8 protein-coding genes are annotated in these 11287 nt (G+C 44.5%); 2 read left to right on the top strand and 6 right to left on the bottom strand.

The genetic code is table 11. The features are described from left to right. Positions 1-2: 2 nt before the first annotated feature. The 4 genes from G7092_RS11530 to G7092_RS11545 form a co-directional block, all read right to left on the bottom strand. Positions 3-779: an SDR family oxidoreductase gene (locus G7092_RS11530; RefSeq protein ID WP_166089347.1), complete on the bottom strand. Its 777-nt coding sequence runs from the start codon at positions 777-779 to the stop codon at positions 3-5. A 53-nt stretch (positions 780-832) separates the two neighbouring features. Then, positions 833-1201 (bottom strand): nuclear transport factor 2 family protein, encoded by a 369-nt coding sequence (locus tag G7092_RS11535; protein ID WP_166089349.1) that lies wholly within the window; start codon positions 1199-1201, stop codon positions 833-835. 216 nt (positions 1202-1417) lie between these two features. Beyond that, positions 1418-1882, bottom strand: coding sequence for a RidA family protein (locus G7092_RS11540; RefSeq protein WP_166089351.1), 465 nt, complete (start codon positions 1880-1882; stop codon positions 1418-1420). A 97-nt stretch (positions 1883-1979) separates the two neighbouring features. Then, complete coding sequence (locus G7092_RS11545) at positions 1980-3542, bottom strand: M20/M25/M40 family metallo-hydrolase (RefSeq protein WP_235953814.1); 1563 nt, start codon at positions 3540-3542, stop codon at positions 1980-1982. Between the two features lie 405 nt (positions 3543-3947). Here G7092_RS11545 and G7092_RS11550 point away from each other — a divergent pair, with 405 nt between their 5' ends. After that, complete coding sequence (locus G7092_RS11550) at positions 3948-4316, top strand: RNA recognition motif domain-containing protein (RefSeq protein ID WP_166089353.1); 369 nt, start codon at positions 3948-3950, stop codon at positions 4314-4316. Between the two features lie 371 nt (positions 4317-4687). Here G7092_RS11550 and G7092_RS11555 read toward each other — a convergent pair whose 3' ends face one another. Together G7092_RS11555 and G7092_RS11560 are read right to left on the bottom strand one after the other, a co-directional pair. Beyond that, a complete protein-coding gene (locus G7092_RS11555; protein WP_166089356.1) occupies positions 4688-7537 on the bottom strand; it encodes a hypothetical protein in 2850 nt (949 codons plus the stop codon). 283 nt (positions 7538-7820) lie between these two features. After that, the gene (locus tag G7092_RS11560) at positions 7821-9161 is read right to left on the bottom strand and encodes a sugar porter family MFS transporter (RefSeq protein ID WP_166089358.1); all 1341 of its coding nucleotides are present in this window, start codon (positions 9159-9161) and stop codon (positions 7821-7823) included. A gap of 511 nt (positions 9162-9672) precedes the next feature. On the opposite strand from G7092_RS11560, the gene G7092_RS11565 reads away from it, so the two are divergent. Next, a complete protein-coding gene (locus G7092_RS11565) occupies positions 9673-11223 on the top strand; it encodes a DHA2 family efflux MFS transporter permease subunit (RefSeq protein ID WP_166089360.1) in 1551 nt (516 codons plus the stop codon). Positions 11224-11287 lie beyond the last annotated feature (64 nt).

Below are 11287 nucleotides of genomic sequence, written 5' to 3' on the forward strand. Positions count from 1 at the left end.
TATCAGCTTGCCAAATCATGCCGTAAAAAGGCTTCCCATGTTACACGACCATAGCTGTTATTAGGCCAGATATTATTTTCGGAACGATAACGATCATATTCTTCGCTCTGAAGCGGTCGTACCTTTAATTCGTCTTTACGGCTGAGTACATGGAGATATGTCTTTGCCATTTCTTCAAATTTAAGCAGTTCCGGTCCGCCCACTCCACGCACCAATCCTACTGGTTCCCTTTGTGCTAAATCGACCAGCAAGGTCGCGGCCTCCTTTACCTCTATAGATTGAAAATGCATACCATCGGGAATGGCCAGTGTACCATTTTTTTTATCAAATGCTTTTAAAATAGAAAGCACGTAATTATGAAACTGGGTAGTACGCAAAACTGAAAATGGAATCCCGCTGGCCGCTATCATTTGTTCAACCCTTATCTTAGTTTGATAATAGGCATAATTACTTTTATCAACGTTAATGATAGAGATATAAACAAAATGCAAGGTTTTCTCCCGGTCTATGGCGTTCAATAAATTTTGCGTCCCTTTAATGTCAACACTTTGCGTATCTTTAGGATTACTTGCACAGTGGATAATAATATCCGCATCCTGTGTGGCATCCTGCAAACCTTTATCTGATGCCAGATCGCCCTTTACCAATTGCACACCAGCGGGGACGGTAGCATTCTTCTTTGAACTTAACACAGTAACTCCATAATTAATGGATAATAACTGATTTACAACTTCTTTTCCCAGCAGGCCTGTACCTCCCGTCACTAATACGTTCTTCATCTGTTAAGCTTTTGTAATAAATAATTAATAAGGTGTAGGTTCGATGAATTATTTTAATTTTTATTTGATAGTTCTAAAACCGGTCGCGGATCAAATATTACTCTAAAAGAGCTTATTTTACCATCTTTAACCTGATACCACCCACAACCGAATATGGTGACGCGCCCCATATCAATATCATAAAACAAACACACATCATCTCCTTCGGCCACGGTATTTTTTAAATCGTATTTAAATTTCATCTTCTCCATATCGTTCATATAGGCCTCTGCCCCATCACGTGCACCCAATACTCCTTTAAAAGTCATATCCGTTGCTAAATATTTCCTGGCCGATGTAAAATCTTCCTTATTCATGGCATCTATAAAGGCCAATACTACTTCTTTAGCATTTTTAGTTAATTCGACGGTATCGTTTTTCATATTATTATTCAGGCAAATCATTATTATATAATAATAAATAAAATAGCCTTAATGTTTCATAAAAAAACAAATAGGAGGTGCTCCTGTGGTGAGAATGTTTTAGAATGAGCTAAAGAGCCCGATAAACACGCAGCAATAAAATTAAATAGACCTTAGCAGCGGATAGATAATACACAAAATATCATCTTATTAATCAAGAATGAATGACAGGCTCTTTTATTTTTTCTGAATAATAGCCGTAGCTTCTATCTCAACCAAAATATCATCTCTGAAAAGCTTACTGACCTGCACCAATGTGCTTGCTGGTGGATGAACTGTATTTACAAATTTATCCCTGATTCCGCGGAGAACCTGTACCTGCGAAACATCGGTCATATAATAATTAAGTTTTACAACGTCATTCATATTACCGCCTGCCGCTTCCACTATATTTTTGATATTGGTGAATACCTGTTGAATTTGAGCAGAGATATCATCCTTACCTACCAGATGGCCATCCTTATCCAGAGCAACCTGCCCGGATAGGATAAGCATGGTGTTTTTGCCCAGATCAATAGTAACAGCTTGTGAGTATCCTTTAGATGTACTCACAGATGAGGGGTTTATAAACGATATATTGCTGTTTTGTGCAAAACTTACAGAGGATATAAATAGCAGAAAGAGATAAAGATGTTTTTTCATTGGGAGATTTTGTTCAATGTTTTTTAGCAACCGAGTTTAGAAAACCGGTTGGCATCTCATGTATTGAGGGCGCCAACCGGTCATTATTATTTCAGGCTTACTTATCTAATCCGCCCCGGCGGGTAGCTTTAACCTGTACGGGCCATTTAATGCCTTCTGTTTTTGTTGTAGAGGTTTTAGCCGGATCTTCACTAGCCATGTAGGCCATAATAGCGGCCAGAATAGCATTGTTTTTCAAGTCGTCAAATACTACTTTGTCATAGGTATCGCGGTTGGTGTGCCAGGTGTATGAACCGTACGACCAGTTTAGTGAACTCAGTGAAAACCCAGGCGCACCAACGGCCACAAACGAAGCAAAATCAGATCCGCCGCCTCCGGGTTGACCAGGGAAGTTGGTTTTGATACGGTTTTTAATAGTATCAGGTACGGCTTCCAGCCAACGGCTTAAATAATCCTTAGCATCGGCAAAACCTTGTCCTGATAGATTTACGACCCTTCCGGTACCATTATCCTGGTTAAACAGGGCCTGTAAATTCTGCACAATTTCGGGATGATCCTCCACAAAAGCACGTGAACCGTTCAGGCCTTCCTCTTCGCTGCCCCAATGGCCAACCAGTATGGTACGTTTGGGGTGAGGATAATATTTTTTCAGCAGTCGCATGGCCTCCATCATAGTAAGCGTTCCGGTACCATTATCTGTGGCGCCGGTGCCACCATCCCAGGAATCAAAATGGGCAGATAGCATTACATATTCATTAGGCTTTTCGGTACCTTTTATCTCAGCAATAGTATTAAAAGTAGGTACTACACCTAGTTCCTTTGATTCGGTATGCATGCTGATCACCGGTTTACCACCCGATTCACTTAACCGGTACAACATACCATAATCTTCCAGCGCGATATCAACCGTAGGTACTATTTTGGTATAAGCGCCAAATATTTTATCAACCCCAAAACCAGCTGACCAGTTATTGGTCAATATACCTACAGCACCCGCTTTTTCAAGTGCTACAGGAAGCGTACGGGTAGTATACCCCGTTTTGCTGATGCGTTTGCGCCAGGCATCAGTCATCGCTGTACGCTCGGCTTTCATCTTTTCAAATGATTCTTTAAGGGCAAATTCCTGCCAGTTATAATCGGGCCTGCCGGTTGGCTGGCACATGGATATCATTACAAATTTACCTTTCACATTAGGCAGCCATTGCTGAAAAGCTACAGAATCGGCCAGGTCTGGAAGAATAATAACTTCGGCACTTACCGTTTTTTTACCCATGCCCGGGCTCCAGGCCAGTTGGGTGCCTTCCAATGATTTTACACGCGGCGACACCATATCAATGTGCGATATACCCCGCTCCCATCCGCGCCATTCGCCCCATTTTTCGTTATGGGCATCTATGTTCCAGCTTTTGTATTTGGCTATAGCCCAGTCATTGGCCTGCTTCATTTGGGGCGTGCCCACCAAACGGGGACCAATGCCATCAAAAAGCTCATGGGCCAGTTTTTCAAGCTGCGAGTTATTGGTTTCTTCCTGCATGATGTTGTCAATGACCGCTTTGCTGGATTGTGCCTGGCTAATACCGCTGCAGAGCAGGGCAGCTGCCATTAATGGAACGGCTTTACGCCAGCAATTGGTGAGTAGATTAAGATCGGTTGTTTTCATGAACCTAATTTATAAAAATTGGATGGCCATTTATAATTTTGTTCCATAAAGTGGGTTTACATGGGTTTACACTTTTTAGGGTTAACACAAGTTTATTTATTTGATAATCAATTAATTATAATATTTTTCCCGCAAAAAGTGTAAACCCACTTTTTTGTCAAGTTTATAGTCCCTGCGTCCCCTCAGGGTCTCCTGAAAGGGACCCTGAGATTCCCTCTAACTCGACTCTATACCTCAGGGTCCTCTTCGAGAGACCCTGAAGGGACTGCAGGGGAAATCTTCCTCTCGCATTCAATTCATAAGCTTTTTGATTAAAAATTAACTTCTGAGCAAACAATTTGTGGCATTTCATACTTTTTAGTCCGGATAACTTATATTTGTTAATTCCAAACATCAAAATTTACCATGAAATTATTTGTCGGCGGCTTTCCTCTTGATATTGCAGAAATTGAATTAGTTAAAATATTCAATTCCTATGGCACTGTTAATACTATCAAGATAGTACGGGATAAAAAGACCCGTAAATGCAAAGGATATGCCTTCCTGGAAATGACCGACCAGGCTGGTGCCGACCGCGCTATTGAAGGACTTGACGGCACCCCCATGGGCGACCGCGTGCTCAGCGTAAAACAAGCTGCTGATAAACCCGCAGCCAAACCACCAGTGCAGCAACGCAGCTTTCGCCCGCAACATAGCAATTATATCAAAACAGACCGGAATAGTTCAGGAAGCACTGCCGGTGGCACTACGGTAAAAAAACGTCCGAGGATATAGGGTAATTGCCTATTAAACGATTTTTATTCAAAAAAAGGATGTCATGCTGAACCCGTCGAAGCATGGTGGACAGGCCTCTCCGCGCGCCCTTCGACAAGCTCAGGGTGACAAGCCTTTACCTCTCGTCAATGTTGGTGTTGTCACCAACATTCTACTGCCTAGTCGATGATAATAAGTTGTTGGTGACAACATCAACAAGGGTGCGAACGACATTGGAGCCAAGGCCTTGTGCGATTCCTTCCCTCGGGAAGGGGAGGAAGGGGTTTCATCGCTTATCAATTCTGTCGCTTGTATAAACCCCTCCCTGCCATTACACCTACCCTACGCGCCCCTCCCGTGGGGAGGGAACTGAAAAAGACTTCCCCAGACCTTTACCGCTTTATCTTCTCTGCCGTACCAAAACGTTCCATCACTTTATTAATGGTAACGCTGTCGCGCAATACGCTCAGGCGCATCCGGGTCATGGCATAATCTGATATTTGCCAGCCGAGTGGCAATACAGGCCAGATATGGGTATTAGGAACCCTTTCGGCAGTTGGGCGGAACAGGTAAAACCCATAATGCTTTATTCGCGACATGGAGTAATTCCAGTCTTCTGATTTTTTCATATACCCAACGCGGCTATTTAAAATACCTACGGGTGGCGCCAGCGGCTCAAATAAATTACCGGGTTTACCCGCGTCTTCCGTTTGCTGTACCGAGTTAGGCAGCGACAGGAATTGTGGTTGGATATGGTTAAAAATCGGATCCTCCTTAATCAATTTGGCCCGTACCCGTTCAAAAACCGTCAGCACGCCCAATGAAGTTTCCGCGCCCGAATTATCCCAGGTGCCCCCATCGGTAAAATGATGTTTGCCATTGAGCTTGGCCGTAGGGCTTACATAAGGGAACCGGGCGCTCAAAAAAGCAGCGGTACTGAGGCGCAGATCGCCGGGGTCTTCAATTTCCTGCTCCAGGAATATGGTGGATGGAAAATCAAGGCTATCCAGCAATACCGGGGCCGATATACCTTTTTTACCGCTGTCCACATCAAATGTATTGGCAAATAGTAAGGGCACCTCATAATTGCCGCCTTTCCACATCCTGCCTAAAGTAACTTTCATATCCAGGTGACGTGCATGGGTGTGCCGCTCCCAATCCTCTTCCATCAACCTTGCCCTGTCGGCCCAGGGGGCTATCCCTAATGACGATGCAATCATGTCACGGCCCAGTAAGGCTACTATGTTGGAGGTGAGATAATCATTACGATAAATAGCCAGCGAATTAACCGGGTAAAAAACAGTATCCTTTACCGGATTTTGCCGGTGCTGATACCTCGCATTACTCAATAAGGATAAGCCTATAGTGCCTCCGGAAGCCCCGGAATAGGAAAAAACATAATGCTGAAAGTCGCGGGTGTTTGGCCCGGCAGGATATCGATCTTTGACCAGGCTATCCAATGTTCCGATAACCATAGTTGTCCAAACTGTAGCCCGTAATCCTCCGCCATAAGCGTTAACAAAAAACACAGGATAAGGCTTATCAGGATTTCTGGCTGCAAAATCTTTAATTTCCTGTTTACGGCTTTTGAGCCAGTTTTCGGTATAGCGGTCCAAGGAATCCAGCGATTTGTGATAACCGTTCTCTCTCTGAACATAGGCTTCATGATAGGCGGTTATGGTACTGATCGATCGATACAGGGTAAACATCAACAGAAAAGTGATCAGACTAAACCCCGTTTTCTTACCGGCGAACAACAAAAAGGAAAAGAACAACAGGTAGCCTGCAGCCGCGCACAATACAATAGGCATGGTATAATAACGGTTGCCGCTGGTTAGCTCATTTAAAAATGGCGGAAAGTTGCACAGGACAAAAAACAGCAAAGCTATCACACCGCAAAAGCTTATCCAGGGTGCCGCGTGCCATTTACGGATACCCGGGATACCCGTACGCAAAGCTGTAGTGATCACAAACATGGCCGATAAAAAGAACAGATCAAGCGACAGGTAAGCCAGGAAGTGTGGCTCCCGGTTACGCTTTCCGTCGATACTCCCCCAGATGATCATGGGTAGTATCAAGGCAGCCATACTCACCCAAAAACGCCATACCACTACTTTACCCTGTGATTTAAACAGCTTATCTATCCATTTATAGCGCAAAATAATCTTATAAAAAATGATGGAAGCCAGCAAGAGGATCAGCGGGGGTACATCTTTCAGCAGGTAATCAATCTGGTAGGCATTCATGGTTTGCAGGATGCCTGTAGCGGGGATCAAGAAAGCGGCAGCGCCAAATAACCTGGCCGTATCCACCTTAAGCGATGGCCTGGAACCCGCGGGTAAGCGACTGGTATCAAAATCAATCGGCCCCATAAAAAAGCATTTGTAGCTTATTTTGATGGAGTTATCAATAGCCTTGGGCAAATGCCAGCACATGAGCGCCAGCAAAGTGATGGCTACCAGGAAATAAAAACTGGCCCATCGCGAGGTATTGATCGACAGCAGCATATCCTGAATCTGCGCGCTGATAAAAAGCCCCAGGAAAAAAACCAGCAGCGTGATCAGTACGATACGGAAACGCCAGGAATAGGTGAGCAGGCGCCCTATCCAGGCGGTGGTATACTCCAACCAAAACCGGGGTTTACCCAGCTTAAAGCCCTCGTACAGCAGTTTACAAGCGATAAAAGCCAGCAACAGGTATTTGATACAGGCCGGTAAACCAATAAGTAAAGTATCGGGCAAAGGCAGCTTCAGTTTAAAATGCTGCAGCGTGCGGTTGGTCATGATGTTCTCAAACACATCCAGCAATGCCGCCAGGAGCACTACTGAGCTTAATGTGATCACCGTACGTTGTGAGATCACCCGGCGGCGGCGATTAGCCTTTTGGCTGCCTATCCGGAAGATGAGAATAAGCAGGATACCTACATAAACCCCGATAAAACTATAGTCGGCATTGTTCCGGAAAACCGCTGTTTCGATACCGGTTACGGTTTCGGGATAAGTGGTTTCGCGGGTATATATCTGGTTTTTCTTAAATCCGGCCTGCCATTCTTTTAAGATGGAATCCCGGCGGGCATTACTGGTATTGATTTCCCAGTTGATGATACCCGAAGGCGTGTATTTGGTTACGATGAGGTAATTATCCTTCAGCGTCATACTGCCGATAACCAGCAAGGCCATCAACAATAATGAAAAAATAGACGAAAAATGACGGTTGACCCAATTCTGTAAACGCCGGAACATATAAATGTGAATAATTTAAAGTTACAGAAAAAAGTATGATCGATGAGGTATTTGGATGTATTAAATTGCTGTATGGTATCAACTCACCCCGACATCGCTGCGCTCGTCACCCCTCTCTCTGCTTCGCGCATGGAGGGGACTTTCTTTCATTTTTTTCATCCTGAGGAACGAAGGATCTATTCTACAATTGAAAAGTTCAACAATAGATACTTCACTGCGTTCAGCATGACAAATCTGTTTTTCTTACCCACCCAGTGAAGCACAGATCAGGTGAGGCTTTTAATTACACCTTGGCATACAGCTCTTCGATCCTCTCGAGCGGAACACCTTTGGTTTCAAACACGTAACGGCTTACAAACAAAATCATACTAATATTAATGATGCCGTAAACTCCAAAAGTGTACACCGGACCCAGTTGCGCAAGCATCACCGGAAACGTAAGCGAAACAATGGAATTGGCTACCCAATTACCAAATACCGCTATGGATGTGGCCGTACCACGAACCCGGTTAGGGAATATTTCGGCAACGTACACCCACAACACTACGCCCCAGGTGCAGGCAAAACCGCCTATATAAACAAATATGGTTAGCAGTACAAAGTAGTTGTGCAACAGGTCGAAATGAAACAGGGCGGCCAGCACAAACATGCAAAGCCCCATGATCACCGAGCCAATCAATAACAATTTTTTACGACCAAGCCTGTCAATCAGCGGGAAAGCCAGGAGGGTAAATATCAGGTTAACCACACCGGTTAGCATGGTTTGAAATAGTACACTGCCGCCCACATTTACCTTTTCAAATATCAGCGGAGCATAGTAAAACACAATATTGATACCCGTAAGCTGGGCTATGGAAGCAAATACCAGCCCGATGATCACCACTTTTCTGAAGCGTGGGGTAAATACCTCTTTCAGGGCAGAGGTATCTTCCGTTGCTATGTCCTTGCTAACCAGCTCAACCTGCTCCACACTTTCGTTTTTTGAATAGATATGATCAAACACCCTTTGCGCATCCTTTATTTTATTTTTGGCGATAAGCCAGCGCGGGCTTTCGGGCACCAGCAGCAACAGGATAAAGAAAATAACCGAAGGCACTACCGCCGCGGCCAGCATATAGCGCCAGATATTCCCATCGTTTAAAAAAGCAAAAGGCGCTTTGGCTATCACATAATTAGATATGAACGACAACAAAATACCGGTTACGATGGCCAGTTGCTGCAGCATACCCAGCCTCCCCCTAAACTTTGGCGGCGCCACTTCTGATATATAAATAGGCGCCAGGGTCGATGCCATACCGATGGCCACCCCACCTATAAAACGGTACACCACCAATTGAACATAACTACCTGCTATACCGCTACCTAAAGCAGCTATCACGTATAATACCGAGGTTACGATCATCAGCTTTTTACGTCCAAACTTATCGGCTAAACCACCGGCAAACAGGGCACCGGGAATACAACCTATGGAAGCGGCGGCTACTACCAACCCTATTTCGGCATCGTTAAGGTGAAAAACGGGTTTGAGGTATTGTAATGAGCCGGCTATTACGGCGGTGTCAAAGCCAAATAATAGTCCGCCCAGGGCAGCCACTATGGAAATTAAAATGGTATAACTTTTCATACAGCAGATTGGTTAACGGTAAAGCCCCAAGCCGGGACAATTGGTTTATAAACTCGATTTAGCAGTACTAAAATCGATGCTTTACAAATATATCATTCCCCCGCATATTTAAGCCGTTCATTTTATATATCAAGAGAGATCGCTTTTAAACAGGAGGCACCTACGGAGCCAACACTTTTTCTATACTTTATCTATAAACAGGTTACTCCTCCGCAGTTAAGTAATGGCACGAATACAACTCCGGAGGAGTAACCTGTTTATAGGCAGAAAACATTAGTTCAAAGGCTCCGTAGGTGCCTCCTGCCCCGTCATTTGTTTTAAAAGCTTTCCTTGATTCGCCATCTGCTTTTTGTCAGCAAATTGTTATTTAAATCACTGGTGCATATTAAATATATACCGATCGGTATATATTTGCTTCATGAATAAAGTCTGGGCATACTTTCCATCTATCCATACAACTAATTAATAAAAAAATTTATCACAAAATATACCGATTGGTATAATGTATATCATGAACCCCATCAAACGACAAATCCTCCTGATCACGGTAATAGCCGCCGCTATTATGGAACTCATTGACACATCCATTGTGAACGTAGCCCTCAATTATATGAGCGGTAACCTGGGCGCCACGCTCGAAGATATTTCCTGGGTGATCACCTCTTACGCCATTGCCAACGTGATCATCATCCCTATGACCAGCTTCCTGGTGAATAACCTGGGTCGCCGCAATTATTATATCGGCTCCATTATCCTGTTTACCTTTTGTTCTTTTATGTGCGGTAACGCCACCAACATATGGGAGTTGGTGAGTTTCCGGTTTCTGCAGGGATTGGGCGGTGGTGCTTTGCTTTCCGTTTCGGCAACGGTAGTTTATGAACTTTTCCCCAAGGAGAAACAAGCTACCGCGAGCGCCTTGTTTGGTATCGGTGTGTTTATCGGGCCTACTATCGGTCCAACACTGGGCGGTTATATCACCGAAAATTTCTCCTGGCCCTGGATTTTTTATATCAATATCCCTATCGGCGTGGCTGCGGCTATTTCCTGCTATTTCCTGCTGCACGAACCCGCTATCAGGCAAAAGATCAAACACGTAGACTGGCTGGGCATCATCCTCCTGATCATCGGCATAGGCTCTTTACAGGTAGTGCTGGAGCGTGGCCAAACGGATGATTGGTTTGCTGCCGGCTACATTGTTTTTTTAACCGTTGTAGCTGCCATTTCTCTCACGGGCTTTATTATCTGGGAGTTATACACTGAGAATCCCGTGGTAAACCTGCGTATCCTCCGGTTCCGGTCGTTAAGTATTGCGGCAGTACTTACTTTTATTACCGGCATGGGTATGTACACTTCTATCTATCTTACCCCAGTGGTGGCGCAGCGCCTACTCAATTTTACCCCTACCCAATCCGGATTGTTGCTTTTACCAGGTTCTATCGTGGCGGTTCTGGCACTGATAGTTACTGGTAAGCTGTTGCAAAAGGGTGTTTCGGCAGCGTTGATCGTGTTTTTTGGTTTTGCGTGTTTTATTTATTTCAACTGGTCGATGTCCAGGATCAACCTGGAAACACCGGCTATTGATATTACTCTAAACCTCATTTTCAGGGCGATTGGCATGGCTTTATTAACTGTTCCACTAGGTACCCTGGCTGTATCATCACTGGAGCTCAAGGATATGCCCCAGGGAACCGCACTCAACAATATGATGCGGCAGCTGGGTGGTTCTTTTGGTATTTCTATCATCAATACCTATGTGGCCCGGCGTATTGCCTCGCACCGGATGGACCTCATTACCCATATTACGCCCGATAACCCCGCCTTTATTAACCGCATAAACGGCTATGCCACAGCCTTTATGCAAAAAGGCTTCGGCTTGTTTGATGCCAAACAGAAGGCTATGTTGCTGGTAGAGAAAGTGGTGATTCAGCAATCATCCTTTTCCAGCTACCTGGATGGCTATTTCCTCATCGGATCGTTTTTTGCGATTGTGCTGCCGCTATTGCTTTTTGTGGCTAAGCGCGATAAGAAAAAAGCGCTGGTTATTCCGTCGTCAGATCATTAATATTTGGGGTTCGAAAAACTTTTTAAACCTTAAATTTTAACATTTTTCTGGCCAAAAAAGGGGC

This window comes from Mucilaginibacter inviolabilis, from assembly GCF_011089895.1.
Taxonomy (GTDB): domain Bacteria; phylum Bacteroidota; class Bacteroidia; order Sphingobacteriales; family Sphingobacteriaceae; genus Mucilaginibacter; species Mucilaginibacter inviolabilis.

What these genes read in the sequence shown, in the direction of transcription:
- G7092_RS11535 (WP_166089349.1), bottom strand. Translation starts at nt 1,201, where the DNA reads ATGAAAAACGATACCGTCGAATTAACTAAAAATGCTAAAGAAGTAGTA.
- G7092_RS11530 (WP_166089347.1), bottom strand. Translation starts at nt 779, where the DNA reads ATGAAGAACGTATTAGTGACGGGAGGTACAGGCCTGCTGGGAAAAGAA.
- G7092_RS11540 (WP_166089351.1), bottom strand. Translation starts at nt 1,882, where the DNA reads ATGAAAAAACATCTTTATCTCTTTCTGCTATTTATATCCTCTGTAAGT.
- G7092_RS11550 (WP_166089353.1), top strand. Translation starts at nt 3,948, where the DNA reads ATGAAATTATTTGTCGGCGGCTTTCCTCTTGATATTGCAGAAATTGAA.
- G7092_RS11565 (WP_166089360.1), top strand. Translation starts at nt 9,673, where the DNA reads ATGAACCCCATCAAACGACAAATCCTCCTGATCACGGTAATAGCCGCC.
- G7092_RS11545 (WP_235953814.1), bottom strand. Translation starts at nt 3,542, where the DNA reads ATGAAAACAACCGATCTTAATCTACTCACCAATTGCTGGCGTAAAGCC.
- G7092_RS11560 (WP_166089358.1), bottom strand. Translation starts at nt 9,161, where the DNA reads ATGAAAAGTTATACCATTTTAATTTCCATAGTGGCTGCCCTGGGCGGA.
- G7092_RS11555 (WP_166089356.1), bottom strand. Translation starts at nt 7,537, where the DNA reads ATGTTCCGGCGTTTACAGAATTGGGTCAACCGTCATTTTTCGTCTATT.